This is a genomic window from [Bacillus] selenitireducens MLS10 (assembly GCF_000093085.1).
Classification (GTDB): Bacteria; Bacillota; Bacilli; order Bacillales; family Salisediminibacteriaceae; genus Salisediminibacterium; species Salisediminibacterium selenitireducens.
In genome coordinates, this window is the sequence record NC_014219.1 from 1242420 (window position 1) to 1269088 (window position 26669).

Genomic DNA, 26669 nt, shown 5'->3' on the forward strand with positions numbered 1-26669 from the left:
GAAGGTGTTTTGAGTCGAAAGAGGGGATCTGAGCGGCTATGCTCAGATCCCTTCTTTTCTATTGCAGCTGACAGTCAGTTGATTGTAATTCTGCCTGTTTCGTTTCGCTTAACGGAGCCGTGCTCGTTGATGGAAACGGTTTTGTCTTCCGCGAGATTCGTAAAGATAACAGGTGTTGTGGCGGCTTTGGCCTTTTGTTTTACGAGCTCAAGATCAAAGCGGATCAGTTCGTCACCGACAGCGACTCGGTCACCCTGGGAAACAAAGGCTTCAAAGCCGTCTCCCTTCATATTAACAGTGTCGACACCGATGTGAACGAGAACTTCCGTCCCATCGTCAGCTAAGAGGCCAATGGCATGCATTGTCGGGAAGAGGTTGACCACTTCACCGTTCACTGGTGAGACGACGAGTCCGTCTGACGGTTCAATGGCGAATCCGTCCCCCATCATTTTTTCGGCGAACATGTTGTCCGGTACGTTGGCAAGGTCGATCAGCTCACCTTCGAGCGGCATAGCGAGATCGATCGTTGAAGCGACCTGTGAAGGGGCAACGGCTGCGTTTGGATCTTCATACGCTTCCGGCGCTTTGCCGTTGATAATGTCACGCATCTGGCCTTTGATCGTTTCAGAGCGTGGCCCGAAGATCGCCTGGATATTCTTGTCGATCGTCATGACGCCTGATGCGCCGAGCTGCTTCAGTCGTTCCTTGTCCACCTGTTCCGTGTCGTGCACGGCCATACGCAGGCGTGTGATGCAGGCATCGAGGTAGGTGATGTTATCTTTTCCACCCATGGCCTTCAGGACTTCGTAAGGAAGTTCTGTGTTGCCGGATGACTTCTTGGCGGACGCGTCACCGTTTGCTTCTTCACGGCCAGGCGTCATCAGGTTGAACTTCGTAATCGCAAAGCGGAAACCGAAGTAGTAGATGACGGCAAAGACGAGTCCGACCGGGATGACGAGCCACCATTCGGTCCGTCCCGGCAGAATGCCGTACAAGAAGAAGTCGATGACTCCGCCTGAGAAGGTCATCCCGATTTGCACGTCGAGTAGATGCATCGTCATGAATGACAGACCTGCAAAGATGGTATGAATGGCAAAGAGCAGTGGTGCAACAAACAGGAATGAGAATTCAATCGGTTCCGTGATCCCTGTCAAAAAGGACGTCAGCGCGGCAGAACTCATAATCCCGGCGACGACTTTTTTGTTTTCAGGGCGTGCACAGTGATAGATCGCCAGTGCAGCAGCGGGAAGACCGAACATCATGAATGGGAATTTCCCGGTCATGTAGGCACCGGCCGTGACTTCTGCGCCGTCGCGGATCTGGTTAAAGAAGATCTGCTGGTCGCCGCGGATGATCTCTCCTGCGGCATTCGTGTAAGAACCGAATTCAAACCAGAACGGAGAATAGAAGATGTGGTGAAGTCCGAATGGAATGAGGGCACGTTCTACTACTCCGAAAATAAAAGTCGACAGTGTGCGGTTGGCTTCGGTCATGAAATAGGCAAGGCTGTTCAGGCCGTCCTGGGCGAAAGGCCAGAGCATGTGCATGGCAACACCGAGCAGAATGGCTGAAGCTGCGGTGACGATCGGTACGAAGCGCTTCCCGGCAAAGAACCCGAGATAAGACGGCAGTTCGATGTTAAAGAAGCGATTGTACATGTATGCCCCCAGGAGCCCGGCGATGATCCCGCCAAAGACACCGGTCTGAAGCGTCGGAATCCCAAGCACGTTGGCCAGATCCGGGCTTCCTTCAAGGGCTGAAGCGTCGATCCCGCCGATGACGCTCATTGTGACGTTCATAATCAAATAACCGATAATCGCGGCAAGTCCGGCGACACCGTCCCCGTCAGAGAGGCCGATGGCAACACCGACGGCAAAGAGGAGCGGGAGGTTACCGAAGACGATGTCCCCGGAGGCCTGCATCATTTCAGCGATCAGGGCGATGATCTCGGAATCGAGAAAGGCAAACCGGGCGATCATGTCCGGGTTTTGCATGGCATCCCCGAAGGCAAGGAGTATCCCTGCGGCAGGGAGAAGGGCGACCGGCAACATCAAGGAGCGGCCGACTTTTTGTAAGATACCAAAAGCGTTTTTCATTTATTATTCCTCCTGTTTGAGTTGTTGGGTGCCGTTGCGATGCGGGGCCCCGGAAGCAAGCATTCAGCCGCTTTCGCACATCATCTTGGCGGACTTTCTTTTCGCCTGTTACTTGGTTATGACAACAAAAAAGGCATGAGGGAAAAAGATACAGTTCACCCAAAGGCAGGACAAAATGTCCCGATCCAGGGTAAGGCTGCAATCCTTTTCTCTCATGCCTGCATCACCAGTAACACGGAAAAAGAAAGTGTTTGTTTGCTGTTTTCGAGATAAGCTTACTCGATTTCACGGACGTTGTCAACAATGCGTTGCAAATGAAGGGTCAAATAAACGGCTTCTGCGTCCGGAACGCTCCGTTTCAACCGGCGCTGCATCACCTTCATGAGCTTCCAGGCCAGGTTGTAACAGACCGGATACTCTTTTTGCAGCACCGCTTTGAGGGCGTCCTGATTGTCCACATAGTTCTCGAACTGAATCCGCTCGATGGCGTGATGCAAGTGCCTGACGAGGCGGAGGTAGTTCATATCCCGGCGGTCGATTGTCATCTTCAGGTTCTCTTCGATCATGCCGACGAGTTCACTGACCATCTGCGTGTGCCGGTTGATGTCTCCTAAATCCCGGTTTGTCAGGGCGCTGTGGATGTGCAGGGTGATAAACCCGATTTCTCCCGGCGGGATGCGGATGCCGACCTGATTGCCGAACCATTCCGTGAGCTCTGTGGCGACGGCAAATTCCTGGGGATAGGCAAGCTCTGTCTCTTGCAGGAACGGATTATGGATGCCTTGGCCGTTTTCGATCCGTTTGACGGCGAAGTGCAGGTGATCGGTGAGACCGATATGGATGTGTTCGTTCAAGTTTGCGCCAAACCGGGTTTCAAGCTTGTCGATGAACTCATTCATGACGCCTACGAACTGCTCATCCACGTACTCGAGCAGGCTTTTGTGCTGTTCCTGTTCGTTTTTGTCCTTCAGGACGAAGAACTTTTCCGCCTCAAGACCGGCAATTTCGTCTCCAGGTTTTTTACCGAAGCCTAGCCCCTTACCGATCAGCACCACTTCCCCGTAATCCGGGTGATGGGCAATGACGACATTGTTGTTGAGGATTTTCGTTACAGCGAGCATTTATTCACCGTCCTTCTATCACAGGTTGAACGCGTTCTGAGACAAATATCAGTATAAAGTGATAAACGGTTACATTCAAGAACAAATCCTGTTCTTTTCAAAGAAGATCATCAGCACTTTCGTTAACGTCATTCATCTTCTTGTAAGCCGGTTCGCAAACTGCTAAAATGAAGGATAGCGTGAAAAACGAGACTATGAAATAAGGGAGTAATGCCCAATGCTCGGATTACTGAAAAAAGTCATTGGCGATTCAGACGGTCGTTATTTAAAAAAGCTGGAACGTGATAAACAGGCGGTCCTCAGCTACCATGAGGAGTTCAAACTGCTCAGTGATGAAGAACTGAAGAAGAAAACCGATGAGTTCAAACAGCGGTATCAGGACGGGGAAAAAGTCGATGATCTGTTGCCTGAAGCCTTCGCCGTTGTGAGAGAGGCGTCGACTCGCGTGACCGGGATGACGCATTTCCCGGTCCAGATCCTCGGTGCCATCGTTCTGAACAAGGGTGATATTTCTGAGATGAAAACCGGTGAGGGAAAGACCCTCGTCGCGACGATGCCCGTGTATCTGAACGCGATTACCGGCAGGGGCGTGCACGTCGTGACGGTCAACGAATACCTTGCGAAGCGTGACGCCCATGACATGGGGAAGATTTATGATTTTCTCGGTCTTACAGTTGGATTGAACATTTCCGGGATGACCAAAGAAGAGAAGCGTGAAGCGTACAAGGCGGATGTGACGTACGGAACGAATAATGAATTCGGCTTTGATTATCTTCGTGATAACATGGTCGCCCATAAAGAAGAGATGGTTCAGCGGGATCTGCATTTTGCCATCGTCGATGAAGTCGACTCGATTTTGATCGATGAAGCAAGAACACCGCTGATCATTTCCGGCACAGCCCAGCGTCAGAGCGAGCTGTACACGGCAGCCAATTCGTTCGTACGGATGCTGAAAGAAGACAAAGACTATACGTATGATGAGAAGACAAAGAACGTCCAGCTCACGGAAGAAGGGGTGAACCGGGCGGAGCGTGTCTTTAACATCGACAACCTCTTTGACTCGGAGCATGTGCAGCTGAACCATAACATCAACCAGGCGCTCAAAGCGCATTTGACAATGATACGTGATGAGGATTATGTCGTGGAGGATGGCCAGGTTGTCATCATTGACCAGTTTACCGGACGTCTCATGAAGGGGCGCCGCTTTGGCGACGGGCTGCATCAGGCCATCGAAGCGAAGGAAGGGCTCGAAATCAAGCGGGAGAGCATGACGCTCGCCTCGATCACGTTCCAGAACTACTTCCGCATGTATGAGAAACTCGCCGGGATGACCGGTACGGCTAAGACAGAGGAAGAGGAATTCACAAGCATCTACAACATGAATGTGTATGCCGTACCGACGAATGAGGAAATCATCCGTCAGGATAACGCCGACCTTGTCTTTAAGACGATGGACGGTAAGTACAAAGCGATTATTGAGAAGATCAAGGAACTGCACGAGTCCGAGCAGCCGGTTCTTGTCGGCACAGTTAATGTGGATACGTCGGAACTCATCTCCAAAATGCTGAAGAAGCATAAAGTCCCACACAATGTACTCAATGCGAAGAATCACGCCAAAGAGGCGGAGATCATCGCCAATGCCGGTCAGAAGGGCGGCGTCACCATTGCCACGAACATGGCGGGGCGCGGTACGGATATCAAACTCGGAGACGGTGTGGTTGAGAAGGGTGGCCTGTTCGTTCTCGGTACCGAGCGTCACGAGTCCCGCCGGATTGACAATCAGCTTCGCGGACGTTCCGGACGTCAGGGGGACCCGGGTGAATCCCAGTTCTACCTCTCCCTTGAAGATCCGCTCATGCGCCGCTTCGGCTCTGAGAACATGAGCAAGATGATGGAGCGTCTCGGCATGGATGAAGATCAGCCGATCGAGAGTAAGATGGTCTCCCGTGCCGTTGAACAGGCACAAAAGCGCGTGGAGGGCAGCAACTTTGACGCCCGTAAACAGCTTCTGCAATATGATGATGTCATGCGTGAACAGCGCGATGTCATTTACGAACAGCGCATGGAAGTCCTTGAATCCGATAATCTGCGTCCGGTTGTGGAACAGATGGTGGAATCAAGCGTCGGCCGGGTCGTGGCAAGCTACACGCCTGAAGAAGAGGTGCCGGAAGACTGGAACTTGGAAGGTATGGTCGATCAGCTCAATCAGGTGCTCTTCACAGATGAAGAGGTGACCCTTGAAGAGGTGACCGGTCTTGAGCCTGAAGAGATTCAGGAAGGCGTTATGGAGAAAGTGCAGGCCGAGTACAACCGCCGTGAAGAGAACTTCACGCCTGATACGATGCGTGAGTTCGAACGTGTCATCCTCCTTCGTACGGTGGATACGAAGTGGACGAGCCATATTGACCAGATGGAACAGCTCCGCCAGGGGATCCATCTGCGCGCCTACGGACAGATCGATCCGCTTCGAGAATACAAATTCGAAGGCTTTGAGATGTTCGAAGAGATGATCGCAAGCATCGAGGACGAAGTAACCCGCTATGTGATGAAGGCACAGATCCGTTCGAATCTCGAGCGAAAGCAGGTGGCTGAAGAGCGTCAAGCCGTGCATCAGTCGGCGAACAGCCAGGCACAGGCGCAGTCCCAGCAGCAGGCAAAACCTGCGAATAAGCCGTATGTGAAAGAGGAAGAAGTCGGCCGCAACGAGCCTTGCCCGTGCGGATCCGGCAAGAAGTATAAGAATTGCCACGGCAGGCTGTAATAAGGTTGCCGCTAGGAAATCAGGGAACGAAAAAAAGGGAGTGTGACATTCATGGAAATGAATGAAATGAAAGCAGAAGTACAAAATATGGCTACACGTTTAGCGGACTTCAGGGGGTCTCTTTGACCTCGATGAAAAAGAGGCTCAAATAGCATCCCTCGAAGACCGTATGGCCGATCCGTCCTTTTGGGACAATCAGGAAGAGGCCCAAAAAGTCATTGGTGAAGCCAATGCGCTGAAGAGTTACGCGCATACGTACCGTGAACTTGAAGCAGCACATGAAGACCTTGAAGTCCAGTTCGGGCTCCTTGAAGAAGAGAATGATCCGGAGATGATGGCGGATCTTGAAGCGGGGATTGAGGACTTGCAGAAGCGCCTGAATCAGTTTGAGCTGCAGCTGTTATTGAGCGGTCCGTATGATGCGAATAACGCCATCCTCGAACTGCATCCCGGAGCCGGCGGGACCGAGTCCCAGGACTATGCGTCCATGCTGCTTCGGATGTATACCCGTTTTGCCGAGCAGATGAACTGGAAGGTCGAAACCCTCGACTATCTGCCGGGGGATGAGGCAGGGGTCAAGAGTGTCACCCTGCAGATTACCGGGCATAATGCCTACGGACATCTGAAGGCGGAAAAAGGGGTTCACCGGCTCGTCCGGATTTCCCCGTTCGATTCCTCAGGACGCCGACACACGTCTTTTGTGTCCTGTGACGTCATGCCTGAACTGAACGAGGATATCGAAATCGATGTCAAACCCGACGAGCTCAGAATCGACACGTTCCGCTCAAGCGGTGCCGGCGGTCAGCACGTCAACACGACGGACTCTGCGGTACGGATGACGCATTTGCCTACGAACACCATCGTCAGCTGTCAGTCCGAGCGTTCGCAGATCAAGAACCGGGAAAAGGCCATGAAGATGCTGAAGGCGAAGCTGTTTCAGCTCGAGATCGAAAGGCAGCGGCAGGAGGCCGATGAGATTCGCGGTGAACAGTCGGAAATCGGCTGGGGTTCACAGATCCGCTCCTACGTCTTCCATCCGTATAACATGGTGAAGGATCACCGGACGAACAAAGAAACAGGCAATACGCAGGCGGTCATGGATGGCGATCTGATGCCGTTCATCGATGCGTACCTGCGCTCACAGATTGAATAAGACGAAAAACCGCGCCGTTTTCCCTGTCGGGAGAGCGGCGTTTTCATGTGTGTCTTTGAAAATGGGAGTCCCATTTTGACCCGTACTGCAGTGTGGTAATGCGTTAGTCGGATCCGGTTTACAGGGATTGGGGGCAGTGCTATACTGTCTGAGGATTAACGGAGTAAACAGATGGCAGGTGACGGACAATGATGAAAGAAATGAACAGAAAGCGCGGAAGAAAGCCTTTTCCACCGCTCCTTCAGGTGGTTTATGAATTCGGCCATGTGCTGGTCGGTTCGGCGATTGTGGCGATTGCCTTTAATATCTTCCTTTTGCCGAATCAGATCGCATCCGGTGGCGTATCGGGGATCTCGACGATTACGCTCCATGTGTTCGGATTTGAGCCGGCGTACGTCCAGTGGGCAATGAATATCCCGCTCTTTATCGCCGGTGTGCTGCTTCTCGGGGGCAGCTTTCGGGGCGGACTTCTGTATGGGACGAAGACGCTGACAGGAACGGTATTTTTACCGCTCGTCGTCTTTTTGACGCGGGACTGGGAGCCGGTGACGATGGATCCGCTTCTTGCGGCGCTCTTTGGCGGGATCGGCGTCGGTCTCGGACTCGGGATCGTCTTTCGCTCGAACTCGTCAACGGGCGGGACGGATCTCGCAGCGCAGATCATCAATAAATATACAGGCCTCTCCCTCGGCGTCTGTGTCTTTATCATGGACGGCCTTGTTGTGACGGCAAGTGCCGTGGTGTTCGGCCTTGAGTTCGCCCTCTATGCCCTCATCGGCCTGTTTACGACAGGGAAGACGATTGACCTCGTTCAGGTCGGCTTTGGCTATTCGAAGATGGTAATGATCATTTCTGAGAATGAGGAAGAAGTGAAGCAGGGGCTCTTAACACAGGTGGATCGCGGCGTGACGAAACTGACGGGATACGGCGGGTACACCGATGAGTCGAGATCTGTACTCATGTGCGTCGTCGGGCGAAATGAAGTGACCCGACTCAAGCGTGTCGTACAGACCATCGACCCGGATGCCTTCGTCATTGTGAGTAATACGTCGGAAGTGCTCGGAGAAGGTTTCAAACGGCCGTAAATCGGCTATAATGAAAGAGACAGATGGAAAATCTGTACACATATTAAAAAGGAAAATAAGGGGGATGCACGATGAAGAAGTACATGATCGCACTGATTGGCACCGCTTTTCTGCTTGGGGCCTGTGGCGGCAATGACGGGAATGGCAATGAAGAAGCACCGGCAAACGACGTGAACAACGAGGCGGCAAACAACACGGAAGAAGCAGGCGGGGAATACGATCTTGCTGCGGGTGAAGAGCTTTATATCGGTAACTGTGCCGGCTGTCACGGTGGTGATTTGGCAGGGGGCTCGGCACCTGGTATTCAGGGGCTAAGCTACGATGAGGTCAAATCAGCGATTGAAAACGGACCGGGCACAATGCCGAGTAATATCGTATCCGGTGAGGAAGCAGAGAATGTTGCGGCTTGGGTATCTGAGCAGTAATCCGGTTTGTTGCAGTTGAAACTATTTTACAATATAAACGTGTTTCATAAAGCCTGTCCTTTTGCGGTAGTGACCGCAAATAGGGCGGGCTTTTTAATATTAAGCGTAGAGCAAATGTGTGAAATACAATTGTAATGAAATAGATCTTTTTATGTCGAAAAATGATGATATAATGAATGAGAAAAAGTTTGCATATGAACACATTTATTTGCTGTGTCCCAATTTAAAAAACGACTGGCCGTCTTGCTGAGATGGACTGTATTAGGTGAAGACGAAACAAATGACCATATAAGAAAGTGGGATGTGATTGATTTGATTCAAATGCAGGATGTTTGGAAAACATACCCGAACGGCGTTATGGCTGTTAACGGGATTACGATTAACATAGAAAAAGGCGAATTTGTATACGTTGTTGGACCGAGCGGTGCAGGTAAATCCACGTTCATCAAGATGATGTACCGGGAGGAAAAGCCGACAAAAGGCGAAATTTACATCAACAGCCATGCCCTGTCCGCAACGAAGGAGCGGCATATTCCGTATGTCCGCAGGAATATGGGGGTTGTGTTTCAGGATTTTAAACTGTTGCCGAACTTGACAGTATTTGAGAATGTATCCTTCGCCATGGAAGTAATCGAAGAATCGAAGGCCAATATCCGTAAGCGCGTGATGAATGTTCTCGATATTGTCCGATTGAAGAATAAAGCACGCTTTTATCCGCACGAGTTGTCCGGAGGCGAACAGCAGCGTGTGGCGATTGCCCGTGCGATTGTCAATAATCCGTCTGTTCTGATTGCCGATGAGCCGACAGGAAACCTCGATCCGGATACCTCGTGGGAAATCATGCATATTTTAGAAGAAATCAATGACCGTGGTACGACCATCGTCATGGCAACGCATAACCGGGATATCGTAAACGCGATGCGAAAGCGGGTAATTGCTGTCGAAAACGGTCGAATTGCCAGGGATGAAGTAAGGGGGACTTACGGATATGAAGGCTAGAACACTGGGCCGCCATGTCAAAGAAGGCGGAAAAAATATCATCCGGAACGGTTGGATGACGTTTGCGTCCATCAGCGCGGTGACCGTCATGCTGCTTGTTGTCGGTGCGTTTTTCATGATGATCTTTAACATTAACCATTTCGCCAGTTCCCTTGAAGATGACGTGGAAATCCGCACGTTTGTGGAGCGGACCGCTTCTGAAGCGGAACAGGAAGAACTGCTCTCGTCACTTGAAGCCCTCCCGGGGGTCGATGAGATTGCCTACGTCCCGAAAGACGAGGGTCTTGAGCAGTTTATTGAAAGCCTCGGGGATCAGGGGGATTATTTCCAGGGGCTCCGCGATGAGAATCCGCTGAACGATGTGTTTGTGGTCCGGGCGGAGCGTCCGGAGGATACGGATATTCTCGCGGCAGAGATTGAAGAACTTGCGTATGTGGAGACGGTTGAATACGGTCAGGATATTTTTGATCAGTTGTTCTCCGCGACGGATTTTGTCCGGCTCGTCGGGATCGTGCTGATTCTCGGACTGATCTTTACGGCGGTATTCCTGATTGCGAACACGATCAAGATCACGATCATTGCCCGTAAGCGGGAGATCCAGATTATGAAGCTCGTCGGGGCGACGAATGCCTTTATCCGCTGGCCGTTTTTTGTTGAGGGGCTTTTGTTGGGGATTTTTGGCTCCCTTCTCCCAATTATTGTATTATCCTATGGGTATGATCAATTTTACACGGCGATCGGACAGAATACCGGACTGGAATTCTTCAACTTCCTTCCAACGAATCCGCTGGCACTGCAGACATCACTCCTGCTTCTCGGCATTGGGGCAACGGTTGGCGTGTGGGGAAGTATGATGAGTGTCAGGAAGTTCCTGAAAGTATAAAGAATACGATACAGAAGACAGGGGGGCTGTCGATGAACAGAATTACACGCATCCCCTTCATGCTTCTTCTTGCTGCTTTGTTGGCGTTGACGGTATTCACTGCCGTCAGTGCCAATGAAGGTGAACAGCTCCAAGAAGAGATTGAAGGGTACGAAGAAGAACGGGAAGAAACCCTACGCGAACAGGAAGAACGGGAAGCGGAGCTTGAAGAAGTCCAGGGTGAAATGTCCGAAGTGGAAACGGAACTTCGCCGGCTCGATGAAGAAATGGCTACAACGAACCGTCAGATTGAAGCGAAAGAAGAAGAGATTGATCTGACAATGGACCGTGTTGCCGACCTCGAAGAAGAAATCCGCATTCTTGAAGAGCGGATCGCAGACAGGGATGAACTGCTCAAAGAGCGGGTCAGACAAATGTATCAGAACGGCGGCTCCATCAATTACATAGAAGTGATCCTCGGTGCCCAGAACTTCGGTGATTTAATTGAGCGGATCAGTGCATTGAACTCCATCGCCCAACAGGATCAGAATATTTTGCAGGAACATATCGAAGACATGGAGTCGGTGGAGCTTGCAAAAGAAAATCTTGAACGGGAGCTTATGTTCCTGGAGGAGCAGCTCGGTGAACTCGAATCACTCCGGTCAAGCCTTGAGGCACAGTCGAGTGAGAAGGATCAGTATCTTGAAGAACTGTCTTATCTCGGCTACACCCTCGAAGAAGAACTGATCTCACTTGAGGAGAAAGAAGAGCTTCTCATTGCCCAGCAGCAAGCGGCGAAGCAGGAGCTTGAAGAGTGGGAGCGTGCTGAAGAAGAACGAAAACGCCGGGAAGAAGAAGAGCGCAGACGGCAGGAGGAAGCGGAGCGAAGAGCTGCTGAAGAAGCGGCTGAACGGGCTGCAGCTGAAGAGGCCGCCCAGCAGGAGGCGTCACAGAGTTCCTCTCAGAGTTCATCCCAGGAAACTGCTTCCAATGGAAGCGGTTCTTCCGGGAACAGTACGCCGGCTGTCTCCAGCGGGACGCTTCACCGGCCGTCTGACGGGCGGATCACCTCGCACTTCGGCATGCGGACCCATCCGGTTCACGGCGGGCAGCGTCTTCATGCCGGGACGGATTTCGGCCGTGACGGCGGCCTGAATATCTATGCGGCTGAATCGGGCACGGTGATTTCCTCCGGTTGGCTTGGCGGCTACGGGAACACGATTACGATTTCCCATGTTGTGAACGGCCAATCCATGACAACGCTCTATGCGCATCTCTCCGGGTCGAATGTCTCACCCGGTCAGCGGGTCAGCCGCGGACAGGTGATCGGCAGAATGGGTACGACAGGGACCTCGACGGGTGTCCACCTTCATTTTGAAGTGCATCCGGGGGGATACAGCGGCAGCGGTTCGGCCGTCAACCCGATGAATTATTTAAACTGAATAGGGCGAAACCTCATTCCAAAAAATCGGAATGAGGTTTCTTTCTTATTCGGATAAGCTCTGTTAGAATAGGTGTAATCATGAAGGAAATTTGAGCGAAGAGGTGTCCGTATGCAAACGAAAAAACTGTTTCTGCCGATGATCCTTGTCTTGGCAGTGATGATAGGATCGATTGGAACACTCGTCGTCATTGACGTGTTTGCCGGTGATGAACCGGTCGAGGAAAACCAGATGTCCGATGAAGAGATCATGGAAGCGGTCATGGAACAAATGGGTGGCCAGGAAGAGATTCATTTAGGGGATCTTGAAGAAGAGATGGAGAAGATCGCCCAAGCCTATCATACGCTCATGGAGCGCTATGTGGACGAGCCGGATGCCGAGAAGCTGATAGAAGGTGCGATTATCGGCATGCTCGAGAGCCTTGAGGATCCGTATTCCGAATACATGGACGCGGACACGGCTTCGCAGTTTATGGAATCCCTGGACTCCTCTTTTGAAGGAATCGGAGCGGAAGTGAGCATGATCAACGGCAGAGTGACAATCGTCGCACCGTTTCGGGATTCGCCTGCTGAGAGAGCCGGACTGCGGCCGAATGATCAGGTCATGGAGATTGACGGAGAAGATATTGAGGGGCTGACACTGACTGAAGCGGTGATGAAGATCCGCGGTGAACAGGGGACGACCGTGACCCTGACGATCGACCGTCCTGGCGTCAGTGATCCGCTTGAAATTGATGTGGTCCGCGATGAGATTCCGATTGAAACCGTGCACAGTGAGATAATCGAAGAAAGCGGACAGCGTATCGGCTATCTTGAGCTGACGTCATTTTCCGAAAACACGGCGGAGCGGTTCGAAGAAGAGTTGACAGCCCTTGAAGAAGACGGGATTGACGGGCTCATTATCGATGTTCGGGGGAATCCGGGCGGTTATTTGCAGAGTGTCGAGGACATTGGCAATCTGATCATTCCGGGCGGATCACCGATCTTGCAGATCGAAGACCGTGACGGGGAACGGATGCGCACGATCTCGAGCCTGGACGAAGACATTGACTATCCGATTGTGAGTATCATTGATGAAGGCAGTGCATCGGCTTCAGAGATCCTCTCAGCTGCACTGAAAGAAGCCGGCGGTCATGACGTTGTCGGGCAGAGCTCCTTCGGGAAAGGGACTGTCCAACAGACGATCCCGATGGGAGACGGCAGTCAGTTGAAGCTGACCCTGTTCAGATGGCTCACGTCTGACGGGAATAATATCAACGAGGTAGGTGTTGAACCGACCGTTGAAGTCGCGCAACCGGACTTCTTCTACGTGTCGCCAATCAGTGCAGATGAACCGCTCGTCTTTGATATGAACAGTGAGCATGTCGAGAGCGCTCAGGTGATGCTTGCGGCAACCGGTTACGATCCGGGGCGTGAAGACGGGTACTTCGACGAGGGGACGGTTGAAGCCGTTGAGGCGTTCCAGGAGGCAGAAGGTCTTGATGTGACGGGTGAGATCGGCGAAGAGACGGCGGACCGCTTGCAAGAAGTGCTGATTGAACAGATTCAGGACCGGGAGAACGACTTGCAGTTAAAGCGTGCCCTTGAACTGGTGACAGGTTAATAAGAGCCATGTCGCTGAAAATGGACTGATGTGAAGCGTTGGTCCCGAACATGTAACGATAAGCAGAAGCCCTTGAGAAAAAAATACAGGGCTTCTGCTTTTTTCGTACAATTCACACTTATCATTTGACTGGTATTCGATTACAATGAAGAGTGAAGTGTTTGAACCGCAGATTTGGGAGGCTGGTAGTCTTGCAGGATATCGGAATGGAACTACTTACAGGCGCAGGGCGTCTCTTTCTTCATCCTTATACATATCTCTTTATTCTGATCGCCCTTTGGGGTGCGATGCGTATCATCAAACGGGAACGAAAGGATTTTCACAGCCGGATGTACACGGTGGGGACTTTTCTGACGGCGCCATTGCCCGCAGCGCTCACGGCAGCGCTCTTATTGTCTCTGATTGCAACGGGCATCGGCATTACGCTCCCGGCCGGGGTCATTGTTTTACTGGCGCTTGCCTGGATTCCTTTTCTTCTCTCCGGCAGTGCGCGCTGGATGAGTGCCACCTTCGCCGGTGGTCTTACGCTCCTTATTTTGCCATGGCTTCCGGAGAGCGGAGCCGGTTTTGAACGCGGGGACACGTGGCTCGCTGAGATTGCCGCGTTTGATCCGATTCACCTGGCGGCGCTCGTCAGCCTGCTTTTTGCCGCAGAGGCGATCCTCGTCAAGGTGGACGGATGGCGCATGACATCACCTCGAATCACGTCGAGCACCCGGGGAAAGAAAGTCGGCGAGCATCTGGCGAGAAGACTCTGGCTGTTCCCGCTGTTTCTGTTGTTCCCTCAGGGGGAGATGACCGGGGCTGCGTACTGGCCGCCTATCCCTGAACTGTTGCCGGCAGAGAGCTTCGGTTTTCTTCTTATACCGGTGATGCTCGGGTATCACCTGCGGGTGAGCGGTGATTATGCGAAAGTTGCGACGAAGCGTGTCGGTAACCGGCTGTTGTTCCTGTCCGTGATCGCAGTTGGGCTGACAGTGGGTGCCTATTGGATTCCGGAACTGATCTGGCTGTTGCCAATCGTGCTTCTCATCGGTCGCTGGCTTGTGTTTCTCACCTATGAGCGTGCGGATAAGCGAAAGCTCAGCATCTTTACACGACTTGAAGAGGGAATGAAGGTACTCGGTATTTTTCCGGGAACGACGGCTGAGAAGATGGCGGTTGAGACCGGGGAAGTGATCATGAAGGTGAACGGGAACTATGTGAATTCCCAGCGCGAGTTCTATCAGGCACTCCAGCAGAACTCGGCTTACTGTAAACTTGAAGTCCTCGATGAAGAAGGGGAACTCCGAATCACGCAGACGTCCGTGACGGATAAGGACCATTATTTGCGCGGCTTTATGTTTGTCCCGGATGATGAATACGGCAACCTCTCCTATCGCGCACTTCGTTCGGCATCGGTGATCGGCTCAGATCGCAGCCGCATCCGTACGATGCAAGATGAAGAAGCGGCTGAAAAGGAAGACGCTGTTCAGGAAAACGCGGCAGAGCCTGAGGAACCGGCTGAGTCGGTATCATCTGAGGCAGCGGACATTCCTGAATTCGGTGAAGAGACAGCGGCAGGGCCGGATGAAGAATCCGAAACAGCGTCTCTGCAAGAAGTGGATACATCGTCTGAAGTGCCGGAAGCCGATCCGAAGGACGAGGATCCGGTCGATCAACGGGACCGGGACGGTGCTTACGGTCAGGCAGCGGGACTGTCCGCTTTTTACAACGAACTCAGTGCGGCAAACCGAAGCGGCGAAGACCGCCATGAAGACAGCGAGACAGACAAGGATCGTTCATAAAGATTTGACAGCCATGCAGGAAAAGGCGCTTGTTGCCCCTTCACCCCCTGCATGGCTCTTCTGTTCCCCTTAAGGAATATACGTTCCCTTCACCTGGCGGATTTGGTATACTGGACAGAGTGAGAAGAAGCGTGCATAGTTTCAGGCAAGACAGGGAAAAGACACTAGCGAAGGAGATGAGCGTATGGCAACGGAGACGCAGGACGTATTTCAGCTTGAATCCAAATACAGCCCGGCCGGGGATCAGCCGAAAGCGATCGAAGAACTGGTTCGGGGCATTGAAGAGAAGAAGACCTTTCAGACGCTGCTCGGGGCTACGGGGACGGGCAAGACCTTTACCGTGTCGAATGTGGTCAAGGAGATCAACCGGCCGACGCTGGTGATTGCCCATAACAAGACCCTCGCAGGGCAGCTGTACAGTGAGTTCAAAGAGTTCTTCCCGAATAACCGGGTGGAGTACTTCGTGAGTTACTACGACTATTACCAGCCTGAGGCGTATATCCCTCAGTCGGATACGTATATAGAGAAAGACGCAAGTATCAACGATGAGATCGACAAGCTCCGCCATTCGGCAACGAGTGCTTTGTTTGAGCGGAACGACGTCCTGATTGTCGCGAGTGTCTCGTGCATTTATGGCCTGGGTTCACCGGAAGAGTACCGGGATCTGGTTGTGTCTCTCCGGACGGGGATGGAACGGGACCGCAATCAGCTGCTCCGTCAGCTTGTCGACGTACAGTATGAGCGAAACGACATCAATTTTACCCGGGGGACGTTCCGTGTTCGCGGGGACGTCGTGGAAATCTTCCCCGCCTCAAGGGATGAGCACTGCCTGAGGGTGGAATTTTTCGGTGACGAGATTGACCGGATCACGGAAGTGGATGCTTTGACCGGCGAGATTCTCGGGGAGCGGGATCATGTGGCGATCTTCCCCGCGTCTCACTTCGTTACCCGTGAAGAAAAGCTGAAGCGTGCGATCGTCAATATTGAGGCGGAGCTTGAAGAGCGGCTCAAAGAGCTCCACGCCAACGACAAACTGCTCGAGGCGCAGCGCCTTGAACAAAGGACCCGCTATGACATCGAGATGATGCATGAGATGGGGTACTGCTCGGGGATCGAAAACTACTCGAGACATCTGACATTCCGGGAGCCTGGTGCGACCCCATATACGCTTCTGGACTATTTCCCCGATGATTTTCTCATCGTCGTTGATGAGTCCCATGTGACACTGCCGCAGGTTCGCGGGATGTACAACGGGGACCAGGCGAGAAAGCAGGTCCTGGTCGATCACGGGTTCCGGCTGCCGTCGGCGAAAGACAACCGTCCGCTGAAATTCGAAGAGTTTGAAGATCATATTCATCAGGCGCTGTTTATCTCAGCGACACCCGGGCCTTATGAGCTTGAGAAAAATCCCGAAATGACCGAACAGATCATCCGGCCGACAGGCCTCCTCGATCCGACTGTGGACGTGCGTCCGATCGAAGGACAGATTGATGATCTGTTGGAAGAGATCCGTTTGCGTGCGGAGAGGGATGAACGGGTGCTTGTCACAACACTGACTAAGAAAATGTCCGAGGATCTGACGGATTACCTGAAAGAAGTGGGGATCCGAGTGCAGTATCTGCACTCGGATATTAAGACCCTCGAGCGGATCCAGATCATCCGTGATTTGCGCCGGGGGGATTTTGACGTCCTCGTCGGGATCAACCTCCTGAGAGAAGGGCTCGATCTTCCGGAGGTGTCCCTCGTGGCCATCCTCGACGCGGACAAGGAAGGTTTCCTCCGCGCCGAGCGGTCCCTGATCCAGACGATGGGCCGGGCAGCGCGGAATTCGAATGGCCATGTCATCATGTACGCGGATAAAATCACCCGCTCCATGGACGTCGCCATCAGTGAGACAAAGCGGCGCCGCAGCATTCAGGAAGCCTATAACGAAGAGCACGGGATTACCCCGATGACGATCGTGAAGGCGATTCCAGAGCTGATTCAGGCGACGCGTGCGGCAGACGAGGAAGAGGCCTTTGAAGCCTTTACGAAAGCACCGCAGGAGAAGCTCAGTAAGAAGGAGCGGGAGAAAGTGATTGAACGCATGGAAAAAGAAATGAAGGAAGCGGCCAAGGAGCTTGATTTTGAGCGGGCTGCGGAGCTTCGTGATATTGTATTGGAACTGAAAGCGGAAGGATGAATCGACTATGGCACTGGACAATCTGAAGGTCAAAGGGGCACGGTCCCACAATTTAAAAAACATCGATGTAACGATCCCGAGAGACAAACTGGTGGTGATGACGGGGCTCTCGGGCTCCGGGAAATCCTCTCTCGCATTTGATACGATCTATGCCGAGGGGCAAAGGCGCTATGTGGAGTCACTGTCTGCCTATGCCCGTCAGTTTCTCGGGCAGATGGACAAACCGGACGTGGATGCCATTGAAGGCCTGTCTCCTGCCATCTCCATCGATCAGAAGACGACGAGCCGCAATCCCCGCTCGACGGTGGGGACGGTGACGGAAATTTATGATTACCTGCGGCTTCTTTACGCACGGGTAGGGCGCCCGGTCTGTCCGAGACACGGGATCGAGATCTCGTCACAGACCGTCCCGAACATGGTCGATCAGGTGCTCGACTATCCGGACCGCACGAAGCTGCAAATCCTCGCCCCCGTCGTCGCCGGAAGAAAGGGACAGCATAAGAAACAGCTGACGGACCTGAAGAAAGCGGGTTACGTCAGGATCCGCGTTGACGGTGAGATGATGGAAGCGGCGGAAGCGGATGAGCTTGAACTGAACAAAAACCAGAAGCACAACATCGAGGTCGTCATCGACCGGATCGTCATCAAAGACGGGATCCGCTCAAGGCTGACGGACTCCATTGAAACGGCCCTGAAGCTCGGTGACGGCCAGGTGATTGTCGACGTGATCGGGGACGAAGAGCTTCTCTTCAGCCAGCGTCATGCCTGCCCGCACTGCGGGTTTTCCGTCGGGGAACTTGAACCGCGGATGTTTTCCTTTAACAGTCCCTTCGGTGCCTGTGATCGCTGTGACGGGCTCGGGATGAAGCTTGAAGTGGATGAAGAGCTCGTCATTCCGGATCGGCGCCTCTCCCTTGAAGACGACGCGATCCTGGCCTGGAAACCGACGAGTTCGTCGTATTATCCGTCCCTGCTGAAGTCGGTCTGTGACCATTTCGGGATCGACATGACGGTGCCGGTGAAAGACCTGCCGGAGGATGATCTCGATTTGATCCTGCGCGGGAACCGTGATGAATCATTCATTTTCCGCTATGAGAATGAATTCGGGAAGGTCCGTGAGAAAGAGATGTATTTCGAAGGGGTGCTGACAAACATCTCACGCCGCTATCACGAGACGTCTTCGGACTATATCCGCGAACAGATGGAACAGTATATGGCAGAGCATCCGTGTCCGTCCTGCAAGGGGCAGCGCCTCTCGCCGGAGACGCTGTCGGTGAAGGTGAACGGTCATAATATCTCCGAAGTGACGGCGAAGTCGATTCAGGATGCCTTGTCGTTTTTCGACGGCCTGAACCTCTCCGAAAAGGAGATGACCATCGCCCGGATGATTCTGCGGGAGATCAATGAACGGCTCGGCTTCCTGATTAACGTAGGGCTTGAGTATTTGACGATGTCGCGCTCTGCCGGGACTCTGTCAGGCGGCGAAGCCCAGCGGATCCGGCTTGCGACCCAGATCGGGTCATCCCTGATGGGCGTGCTGTATATCCTTGATGAGCCGTCCATCGGGCTTCATCAGCGGGATAACCACCGCCTGATTGAGACGCTGAAGCGGATGCGTGACCTCGGAAATACGCTGATTGTGGTCGAGCACGATGAAGACACGATGCTCGCCGCGGACCACCTGATTGATGTGGGTCCCGGGGCTGGCGTTCACGGCGGTGAGATTTGCGCGACAGGGACGCCGGAAGAAGTTATGGCCCAGGAGGGCTCCCTCACCGGCCAGTACCTCTCTGGGGAAAAGTTTATCCCGCTGCCTCAGGAGCGCCGTCCGGTCACGGATCGGAAGCTCACGATTGAAGGAGCCGAAGCGAACAACCTGAAAGGAACGACAGTGGACATCCCCCTTGGCCTGTTTCTTGCTGTTACCGGCGTTTCAGGCTCCGGGAAGAGTACGCTCATCAACGACATCCTCTTTAAGTCCCTCGCGCAGCGACTGACGGTGGCGAAGGACAAGCCGGGGAAACATAAAGCGGTGCATCATATGGAGCTCCTTGATAAAGTCGTGGATATCGACCAGTCTCCGATCGGACGGACGCCGCGCTCCAATCCGGCGACATACATCGGTGTCTTTGATCAGATCCGCGACGTGTTTGCCATGACGAACGAAGCGAAGGTGCGAGGCTACAAGAAAGGCCGCTTCAGCTTCAACGTCAAAGGCGGCCGCTGTGAAGCGTGCCGAGGTGACGGGATCATCAAGATCGAGATGCACTTTTTGCCGGACGTCTATGTACCGTGTGAAGAATGCGACGGCAAACGCTATAACCGCGATACCCTGGAGGTCACGTACAAGGGCAAGAACATCGCGGAAGTTCTCGAGATGACCGTCGAGGACGCACGCGTCTTTTTCGAAAACATCCCGCGCATTAAGCGGAAGATTGACACCCTCTATGACGTCGGCCTCGGGTATATGAAGCTCGGTCAGCCGTCCACGACGTTGTCCGGCGGGGAAGCCCAGCGGGTGAAGCTCGCGTCACAGCTCCACAGACGCTCGACGGGCAAGAGCCTGTACATCCTTGATGAGCCGACAACAGGGCTCCATGTCCATGATATTGACCGGCTCCTGAAGGTGCTGCAGCGCCTCGTTGAGAACGGGGATACTGTGCTTGTCATCGAGCATAACCTAGACGTCATCAAAACGGTGGATCATATCATTGATTTGGGTCCTGAAGGCGGCGACAAGGGCGGTACCCTCGTTGCAGAAGGGACTCCCGAAGCCGTCTGTGAAGTGCCGGCATCGTACACCGGGACATTTCTGAAACCTGTCCTCGAGCGGGAACGTAAACGTATGGAGGAACGCATTCAGGCGAGGGCGGCGAGATAAGCGCCAAACTACGCCTGAAGGCTTAGCCATCTCACAGCCGAGGCCGTAGGACAGACCTGCCTGACGCTTGTTATAATGAAGACAAATCAGGCGATCCAGAAAAAGCCCAAGGAGGAGATTCCGCCATGCAAGAAGAACAAAAGATGATTCTGAAGATGATTGAGGACGGAAAGGTCACAGCGGAAGAAGGACTTGAACTGTTAAAAGAGCTGAGAGAGCGCCCGGAACAGAAGGACGCCGCTCAAGAGGAAGAACAGGAGCGCCCGTCTGCGGAGAGCCATTTTCCGTCGCGGGATGTGAAGTGGGAAGAGCGCCGGGAGTTTTACGGCACCGAAGAAAAGGTGCGGAGCTTTGCGGCAAAGTTCTCGGATTTTGTCGACGATGCCTTTCACAAGATCAAAGAGTTCGACCTCGACTTCAACTTCGGTTCGGCCGTGGAAGTGGAGCACATTTTCCAGCACCACGTCTCGGCAATTGAGAAGGTCGACGTCCATGTGGAGAACGGCAGCATCACATTCATTCCGACGGATGAGGATCAGGTGCGCGTCGAGAACCACGTCAAGGTATACCGGGTCAAAGACGCGGAAGAAGCGCGAAAAGCCTTCCTCGATGAAGTGGACTTCCGGGTTCGTGACGGACTCCTGAAGTATCACGTCAACCGCAAGACGATGAAGGTCAATACCGTCATTTATGTTCCGAAGCAGGAACTGATGAAGGTCCAGCTGTATACATTTAACGGAAGCATTGAATCGAAAGCCCTCTCATGCCGCAAAGTCGAGATCAAAACGATCAACGGCAAGATCCGCCTGAGCGCCCTTGAAGGGGAGTATGCCAAGCTTGAGACGGCAAACGGTACGGTGACCGTCGATCAGCTGAACGTGGATCAGACGGACGTAAAGACGATCAACGGCACGATTACGGTAGCCGCAGGCGGCGGGGATTTCGATGCGGAGACGGTCAATGGCACAATTCAGCTTTATGTCAACGAAGCGAAGCGGGGACGTGCGTATCTGAAGACGTCTGCCGGATCGATTCAGGCGAGGCTCCATGATAGCCTCCGGATTGAAGGCGAGCTCCGGACGAACGTCGGCTCGATCCGCAATGAGCTGCCTGAATGCAATGTCCTTGAAGAGAAAAAAGAGTTCGGGAGCCGCAAGATGACGTTTATTGCGAACAAGCACGTGGAACCGAATTATTATATCGAAGCGGAATCCCACACCGGATCCGTAATTACACGCGTCTGAATGGACGAAAGCATCCAACGTCAGACATTGAAAGGATGTGGCTCAAATGAAGAAACTGACACGCTCCGTGCAAGACCGGAAAATCGCAGGCGTATGCGGGGGACTCGGTGCCTATTTCAATATTGACCCCACCGTTGTTCGCCTTGTCGTACTGATCCTGTTATTTCCTGCCCATATCTTCGTGATCCTCGGATACCTCGTCGCGGTATTCACCATCCCGATGGAAGGCGAGGTGTAACCGATGAGTTGGCTGATTCAGCTCGTGGTAAACGCCGTTGCCCTCATGATTGTGGCGCATTTTTTCCAGGCCATTGATGTGGGCGGCTTCGGTGCCGCCCTCCTCGCGGCATTTATCCTCGCGGTGGTGAACATCATCGTGAAACCGATTCTGTTCGTATTGACACTGCCGATCACGATTTTGACTTTGGGGCTGTTTTTATTCGTCCTGAATGCGATCACGCTGATGCTGACGTCAGCGATTATGGGTGACAGCTTCGTGATCGACGGCTTCGGCTGGGCGATTGTCGCCGCCATTGTCGTATCGCTCGTGACGGCGCTGATTCAGTCGTTTCTCGTCGATCCGATTACGAAGAGGTAAGATTCAGGTAAGGGACATCTCGTCCTTTGCCTTTTTCTTATGCTTTCACCCGGTTCAATGAAATCGATAGCCGGCACAACGCATGAGGATTTCCTGATACATTATGCGGTTACACGAGGTGTGATTATGCTAGAATAGAGGTTGTTGCATGCGAGAAGTTTGAAGGAGGAAAAACCATGGTTGAAATTACGGCAAAAGAACTGATGAAGGAATTTGATCTTGACCTGTTAAATGATAATGATGAAGTGTCCTTTCGTCCGATTACGACGAGCGATATTTCCCGTCCGGGGATGGAAATGGCGGGTTACTTTACGTACTACCCGGCGAAACGGATCCAGCTCCTCGGGAAGACGGAGATGTCGTTTTTCTATGAACTTGATACCGAGGAACAGGAAGAGCGGATGAAGGGACTGTGTACATATGATACGCCGGCGATCGTCCTCTCAAGAGGCTTGAATGCCCCGGATGCGCTCATCGAAGCGGCCAATGAAGTGGGCGTGCCGGTGCTGCAGTCGATGCTCACGACGACGAGGCTGAGCAGTCTGCTGACGACACATCTCGAGAGTCATTTGGCACCGATGACGGCGATGCACGGTGTATTGATCGACATTTACGGGATTGGCGTGCTCATTACCGGCTCGAGCGGGGTCGGGAAGAGTGAGACGGCCCTCGACCTTGTCCGTCGTGGCCACCGCCTTGTTGCAGATGATTCCGTTGAAATCCGTCAGGAACACCCGGGGGAACTCGTCGGGACATCGCCGGAGCTGATCCGTCATCTTCTTGAGATCCGCGGACTCGGCATCATCAATGTGATGACGCTCTTTGGTGCCGGTGCTGTCCGCAACTACAAGCGTCTCGGCCTGACGATCGACCTTGAAATCTGGGATCAGAAGAAACAGTATGACCGCCTTGGACTCGATGAGGATTATATCCGGATCTTTGATACGGACTTGCCGAAGATTACGGTTCCGGTGAGACCCGGTCGTAACCTTGCTGTCATCATTGAAGTGGCGGCGATGAATTTCCGGTTGAAGCGGATGGGAATCAACGCCGCCGAACAGTTTTCCGAACGCCTCTCCAATGTGATTGAAGAAGGCGACAGGGACGAATTTTAAACTATTGTTAAATGAGGTGAAAGCATGTTTTACACTATACAGCCATTAGATCCGGTCTTTCTTGAATTAGGGCCGATTACGATTCAGTGGTACGGTCTGTTAATCGGCCTGGGTGCCCTGATCGGGTATTTCATTGCCAACAGTGAAGCGAAAAAACGGGGGTACCCCGATGACCTGATCGCGGATCTCTTGCTTTGGATGCTGCCGATGGGGATCATCGGTGCGCGGATTTACTATGTGATCTTCCGCTGGGAACAGTTTGCCGATAATCCCGTCAGTGTCCTCTTTATTTGGGAAGGCGGCATTGCGATTCACGGCGGTCTGATTGCAGGGACGATTACGGGGCTTGTGTTTGCGAAGAAAAAAGGCTACTCCTTCTGGCGCCTTGCGGACGTCGTGGCACCGAGTGTGCTGCTTGCCCAGGCGATTGGACGGTGGGGCAACTTCATGAATCAGGAAGTGTACGGTCACGAAGTGAGCCGCCAATTCCTTGAGAATATGATGCTGCCGGAGTTTATCATTAATCAAATGTACATTAATGGCGCCTATTACCAGCCGACGTTTCTGTACGAATCGATTTGGAATCTCCTCGGGGTTGCGCTTCTTCTGTACTTAAGACAGGTGAACCTGCGACAGGGTGAGATTTTTATGGCGTTTGCCATCTGGTACTCCGTCGGGCGGTTCGTCATTGAATACATGCGTACGGATCAGCTGCTCTTCTTCGGGATCCCGACGGCGATGCTTCTGTCTGCGGCACTGGTAATTGGTGCTCTCGCCATTGCGATATACAGACGAAAGAACGGCCTTGCCGATGACCGCTATCTCGATGATTCGGATACGAGAACGAAGAATCTGAAAAAGAAGAACAAGACGAAGAAAAAATAAGCCGGACAAAGACCGGCAGAAGCCAATTCTGAAAGGAAAGGGGGCACATGCCGTGGACACGATTCGAAAAGGCCTAGCGACGGGGCTCTGGACAACCTGGAAGCTCGGGAAGATCATTTTCCCGATTACGCTGATCATCACGATGCTCAGCCAGACCGCGCTCATGGACGGGCTGACCCGCATGCTCGCCCCGCTGATGAGGACGTTTGGTCTTCCTGGTGAAGCCGCCATTGTCCTCGTTCTTGGCAATATGCTTAATCTCTATGCGGCGATCGGGGCGATGCTTACGATGGAGCTTGCCGTCAAAGAAGTGTTCATCCTGGCCGTGATGCTGTCGTTTTCCCACAACCTGTTTGTGGAATCAGCGGTAGTCCGGCAGGTGGGGCTCAGTGTGACGGTGGTGCTGATTGTGCGTCTCGGCCTTGCTGCGGTGTCGGCATGGCTGATTCATCTTCTTTGGCAGGGCGGCGCGGAACAGGCGTCGTACGGATTTGTCCCGTCTTCATCGGGCGAGACGATTGACGGCTGGTGGCACATTGCCCTTCACGGGATGGAGAGCGCGATCATCGGGATCCTCCAGCTCGCGGCCATCGTCATCCCGATCATGCTGTTTATTCAGGTGATGAAGGATCTCAACTGGCTCAGGTATTTCTCGAACATGATGGGGCCCTTTACGAAGCTGTTGGGTGTGGAGAAGAATACGTCTACAACCCTTGCTGCCGGGACGGTCTTTGGTCTTGCTTATGGCGCGGGGGTCATGATTCAGGCGGTGAAGGAAGACAACATCAGTAAGAAAGATCTGTATCTCGTCTTCATCTTCCTCGTCGCCTGTCACGCGGTGATTGAGGATACGCTCATTTTCGCGCCACTCGGGATCCCTCTCTGGCCACTTCTTCTCGTCCGGCTTGTGACCGCGGTTCTGTTAACCATCGCGGTGGCCGTCGTTTGGAACAGGATCGATAAAGGAAAGCGGGAGAAGGATGCAGAGGAAACAGGTGTGGAGGATGCTGCAAGGGCGGCATCGAAATAAGGAATAAATGGAAGGGACTGTTTGGCATGACGCGCAAGATTGATACGATACTGTTTGATTTGGACGGCACGCTGATCAACACGATTGATCTGATCATTGCCTCCTTTGAACACACATTAAAAGTGTATTTCCCGGAGCGCGACTATTCCCGGGATGAGGTTGTGAGCTTTATCGGTCCGCCGCTCTCAGAGACGTTCGGGCGTTTGAACCCGGGGCAAGTCGAGGAGATGATCCAGGAATACCGCCGGTTTAACCATACGAATCATGACGATCTCGTTACGGAATACGCAGGTGTGATAGAGACCCTTGAATCCTTGAAAAAAGAAGGGTACAAGATGGGGATCGTCACATCAAAACGCAGGGATACCGCACTTCGGGGGATTGAGCTCATGAACCTTGGTTCGTTTTTCCCGGTCATCGTCAGTCTCGACGAGGTGACGAAATACAAGCCGGACGCGCAGCCGGTGGAGCGGGCCCTTGAAGGGCTCGGCTCAGAAGCGGATCAGGCGGTTATGGTCGGTGACAGCGAGCACGACATCCTGTCAGGGAAGAATGCCGGGACATGGACGGCAGGTGTGTCCTGGAGCGTGCATGGCAAGGCGCATCTCGAAAGCTTTTCACCGGACGTCATGCTGGAGTCAATGACAGATCTGCTTGACTATCTGAAGACGCGTACATAAGCCGAAAACAGGGGGTGCCCGATGGGACGGAAAACCGAACGCCACCAGGTGGAAAATGCCAATTCCCTTTGGCAAATCTATCAGACTGTGCCGTTTTTGAAGGTGATGAAAAACTTCATCGTCATTCAGTTGGCGCGCTATACACCGGTTTTGCCGGTGAAAAACTGGCTTTACCGGACGTTTCTCAGGATGAAGGTCGGGGAGAAGACCGCCTTTGCCCTGATGGTGATGCCGGATGTGATGTTTCCGGAGAAGATCAGCGTCGGGGACAATTCCGTTATCGGCTACAATACGACGATCCTCGCGCATGAATACCTGATTGAAGAATACCGCCTTGGCGCCGTTACGATCGGCAGTGAGGTCATGGTCGGAGCCAATACGACGATCCTTCCTGGTGTGACGATCGGGGACGGTGCCGTGATTTCGGCTGCGACCCTCGTCAATCAGGATGTGCCTGCGGGCGCGTTTGTCGGGGGCAATCCGATGCGGATCATCCGCATCAAAGACGAATACCAGGATCAGGATGGACCAGCGGACTCATAACCGGTGGTCCTTTTTTGACAAGACACCGGAAAAGAGAGGCAGGAATCCTGCTGAAATCATGATTTTCACTTGATTCTTGCCTGGGAAACCTGTAAACTTCAGATTATATTCTTTATCACTCTATCACATTAGCATACTAAAGTGCGGGTGTGAAGAAAAACAGAACGGATGGAAAGGC

At 53.0% G+C, this 26669-nt stretch carries 21 protein-coding genes; 19 read left to right on the forward strand and 2 right to left on the reverse strand.

Translation table 11 applies throughout. The features are described 5' to 3' along the window. Positions 1 to 74: 74 nt before the first annotated feature. Together ptsG and glcT are read right to left on the reverse strand one after the other, a co-directional pair. The gene (gene ptsG, locus BSEL_RS05535; protein WP_013172016.1) at positions 75 to 2096 is read right to left on the reverse strand and encodes a glucose-specific PTS transporter subunit IIBC; all 2022 of its coding nucleotides are present in this window, start codon (positions 2094 to 2096) and stop codon (positions 75 to 77) included. 275 nt (positions 2097 to 2371) lie between these two features. Continuing rightward, positions 2372 to 3217: a glucose PTS transporter transcription antiterminator GlcT gene (gene glcT / locus BSEL_RS05545; protein ID WP_013172017.1), complete on the reverse strand. Its 846-nt coding sequence runs from the start codon at positions 3215 to 3217 to the stop codon at positions 2372 to 2374. A gap of 217 nt (positions 3218 to 3434) precedes the next feature. Between glcT and secA the strand changes: the two genes are divergently transcribed. From secA to BSEL_RS05640, 19 genes are all read left to right on the forward strand, one after another. Continuing rightward, entirely contained in the window at positions 3435 to 5978 is a 2544-nt protein-coding gene (secA, locus tag BSEL_RS05550) for a preprotein translocase subunit SecA (RefSeq protein WP_013172018.1), read from the forward strand. A 51-nt stretch (positions 5979 to 6029) separates the two neighbouring features. Further along, positions 6030 to 7131 (forward strand): peptide chain release factor 2 gene (prfB, locus tag BSEL_RS05555; protein WP_013172019.1). Its coding sequence is split into 2 segments (ribosomal slippage): positions 6030 to 6101 and positions 6103 to 7131, totalling 1101 coding nucleotides; the frame shifts between segments, so codons are not numbered across the junction. Between the two features lie 188 nt (positions 7132 to 7319). Further along, positions 7320 to 8216, forward strand: coding sequence for a YitT family protein (locus BSEL_RS05560; RefSeq protein ID WP_013172020.1), 897 nt, complete (start codon positions 7320 to 7322; stop codon positions 8214 to 8216). Positions 8217 to 8287: 71 nt separating this feature from the next. After that, positions 8288 to 8641 (forward strand): c-type cytochrome, encoded by a 354-nt coding sequence (locus tag BSEL_RS05565; RefSeq protein ID WP_013172021.1) that lies wholly within the window; start codon positions 8288 to 8290, stop codon positions 8639 to 8641. Positions 8642 to 8953: 312 nt separating this feature from the next. After that, positions 8954 to 9640, forward strand: a complete 687-nt coding sequence (ftsE, locus tag BSEL_RS05570) for a cell division ATP-binding protein FtsE (protein ID WP_041582301.1) — start codon at positions 8954 to 8956, stop codon at positions 9638 to 9640. Beyond that, positions 9630 to 10523 carry a permease-like cell division protein FtsX gene (gene ftsX / locus BSEL_RS05575; RefSeq protein ID WP_013172023.1) on the forward strand — a complete coding sequence of 298 codons (894 nt, stop codon included), beginning with the start codon at positions 9630 to 9632 and terminating at the stop codon, positions 10521 to 10523. The genes ftsE and ftsX overlap by 11 nt, the downstream gene beginning before the upstream one ends. A 32-nt stretch (positions 10524 to 10555) precedes the next feature. Further along, positions 10556 to 11944, forward strand: a complete 1389-nt coding sequence (locus tag BSEL_RS05580; protein ID WP_013172024.1) for a peptidoglycan DD-metalloendopeptidase family protein — start codon at positions 10556 to 10558, stop codon at positions 11942 to 11944. Between the two features lie 111 nt (positions 11945 to 12055). Then, positions 12056 to 13546: a S41 family peptidase gene (locus BSEL_RS05585; RefSeq protein WP_013172025.1), complete on the forward strand. Its 1491-nt coding sequence runs from the start codon at positions 12056 to 12058 to the stop codon at positions 13544 to 13546. A gap of 206 nt (positions 13547 to 13752) precedes the next feature. Next, on the forward strand, positions 13753 to 15333 hold the full coding sequence (locus tag BSEL_RS05590) for an ICP22 family protein (RefSeq protein WP_013172026.1): 1581 nt from the start codon (positions 13753 to 13755) through the stop codon (positions 15331 to 15333). A gap of 184 nt (positions 15334 to 15517) precedes the next feature. Next, positions 15518 to 17515 (forward strand): excinuclease ABC subunit UvrB, encoded by a 1998-nt coding sequence (gene uvrB, locus BSEL_RS05595; RefSeq protein ID WP_013172027.1) that lies wholly within the window; start codon positions 15518 to 15520, stop codon positions 17513 to 17515. 7 nt (positions 17516 to 17522) lie between these two features. Further along, complete coding sequence (gene uvrA, locus BSEL_RS05600) at positions 17523 to 20396, forward strand: excinuclease ABC subunit UvrA (RefSeq protein ID WP_013172028.1); 2874 nt, start codon at positions 17523 to 17525, stop codon at positions 20394 to 20396. 125 nt (positions 20397 to 20521) lie between these two features. Next, positions 20522 to 21640 carry a DUF4097 family beta strand repeat-containing protein gene (locus BSEL_RS05605; protein WP_013172029.1) on the forward strand — a complete coding sequence of 373 codons (1119 nt, stop codon included), beginning with the start codon at positions 20522 to 20524 and terminating at the stop codon, positions 21638 to 21640. Positions 21641 to 21686: 46 nt separating this feature from the next. After that, positions 21687 to 21878 carry a PspC domain-containing protein gene (locus BSEL_RS05610; RefSeq protein ID WP_013172030.1) on the forward strand — a complete coding sequence of 64 codons (192 nt, stop codon included), beginning with the start codon at positions 21687 to 21689 and terminating at the stop codon, positions 21876 to 21878. A 3-nt stretch (positions 21879 to 21881) separates the two neighbouring features. Continuing rightward, positions 21882 to 22238: a phage holin family protein gene (locus BSEL_RS05615; protein WP_013172031.1), complete on the forward strand. Its 357-nt coding sequence runs from the start codon at positions 21882 to 21884 to the stop codon at positions 22236 to 22238. Positions 22239 to 22414: 176 nt separating this feature from the next. Beyond that, positions 22415 to 23353 carry an HPr(Ser) kinase/phosphatase gene (hprK, locus tag BSEL_RS05620; protein ID WP_013172032.1) on the forward strand — a complete coding sequence of 313 codons (939 nt, stop codon included), beginning with the start codon at positions 22415 to 22417 and terminating at the stop codon, positions 23351 to 23353. 24 nt (positions 23354 to 23377) lie between these two features. Next, the gene (gene lgt, locus BSEL_RS05625) at positions 23378 to 24238 is read left to right on the forward strand and encodes a prolipoprotein diacylglyceryl transferase (protein WP_013172033.1); all 861 of its coding nucleotides are present in this window, start codon (positions 23378 to 23380) and stop codon (positions 24236 to 24238) included. A gap of 52 nt (positions 24239 to 24290) precedes the next feature. Next, entirely contained in the window at positions 24291 to 25268 is a 978-nt protein-coding gene (locus BSEL_RS05630; protein WP_013172034.1) for a nucleoside recognition domain-containing protein, read from the forward strand. 26 nt (positions 25269 to 25294) lie between these two features. Then, entirely contained in the window at positions 25295 to 25948 is a 654-nt protein-coding gene (gene ppaX, locus BSEL_RS05635) for a pyrophosphatase PpaX (RefSeq protein ID WP_013172035.1), read from the forward strand. A 21-nt stretch (positions 25949 to 25969) separates the two neighbouring features. After that, complete coding sequence (locus BSEL_RS05640; protein WP_013172036.1) at positions 25970 to 26491, forward strand: acyltransferase; 522 nt, start codon at positions 25970 to 25972, stop codon at positions 26489 to 26491. The last annotated feature ends 178 nt before the right edge of the window (positions 26492 to 26669 follow it).

Bases quoted from the DNA above. Each gene is read 5' to 3' on its own strand.
- uvrB (WP_013172027.1), top strand. From the start codon at position 15,518: ATGGCAACGGAGACGCAGGACGTATTTCAGCTTGAATCCAAATACAGC.
- glcT (WP_013172017.1), bottom strand. From the start codon at position 3,217: ATGCTCGCTGTAACGAAAATCCTCAACAACAATGTCGTCATTGCCCAT.
- ptsG (WP_013172016.1), bottom strand. From the start codon at position 2,096: ATGAAAAACGCTTTTGGTATCTTACAAAAAGTCGGCCGCTCCTTGATG.
- BSEL_RS05580 (WP_013172024.1), top strand. From the start codon at position 10,556: ATGAACAGAATTACACGCATCCCCTTCATGCTTCTTCTTGCTGCTTTG.
- BSEL_RS05640 (WP_013172036.1), top strand. From the start codon at position 25,970: ATGGGACGGAAAACCGAACGCCACCAGGTGGAAAATGCCAATTCCCTT.
- BSEL_RS05610 (WP_013172030.1), top strand. From the start codon at position 21,687: ATGAAGAAACTGACACGCTCCGTGCAAGACCGGAAAATCGCAGGCGTA.
- ftsX (WP_013172023.1), top strand. From the start codon at position 9,630: ATGAAGGCTAGAACACTGGGCCGCCATGTCAAAGAAGGCGGAAAAAAT.
- BSEL_RS05560 (WP_013172020.1), top strand. From the start codon at position 7,320: ATGATGAAAGAAATGAACAGAAAGCGCGGAAGAAAGCCTTTTCCACCG.
- uvrA (WP_013172028.1), top strand. From the start codon at position 17,523: ATGGCACTGGACAATCTGAAGGTCAAAGGGGCACGGTCCCACAATTTA.
- BSEL_RS05590 (WP_013172026.1), top strand. From the start codon at position 13,753: ATGGAACTACTTACAGGCGCAGGGCGTCTCTTTCTTCATCCTTATACA.
- lgt (WP_013172033.1), top strand. From the start codon at position 23,378: ATGTTTTACACTATACAGCCATTAGATCCGGTCTTTCTTGAATTAGGG.
- BSEL_RS05605 (WP_013172029.1), top strand. From the start codon at position 20,522: ATGCAAGAAGAACAAAAGATGATTCTGAAGATGATTGAGGACGGAAAG.
- BSEL_RS05585 (WP_013172025.1), top strand. From the start codon at position 12,056: ATGCAAACGAAAAAACTGTTTCTGCCGATGATCCTTGTCTTGGCAGTG.
- ppaX (WP_013172035.1), top strand. From the start codon at position 25,295: ATGACGCGCAAGATTGATACGATACTGTTTGATTTGGACGGCACGCTG.
- hprK (WP_013172032.1), top strand. From the start codon at position 22,415: ATGGTTGAAATTACGGCAAAAGAACTGATGAAGGAATTTGATCTTGAC.
- BSEL_RS05615 (WP_013172031.1), top strand. From the start codon at position 21,882: ATGAGTTGGCTGATTCAGCTCGTGGTAAACGCCGTTGCCCTCATGATT.
- secA (WP_013172018.1), top strand. From the start codon at position 3,435: ATGCTCGGATTACTGAAAAAAGTCATTGGCGATTCAGACGGTCGTTAT.
- BSEL_RS05565 (WP_013172021.1), top strand. From the start codon at position 8,288: ATGAAGAAGTACATGATCGCACTGATTGGCACCGCTTTTCTGCTTGGG.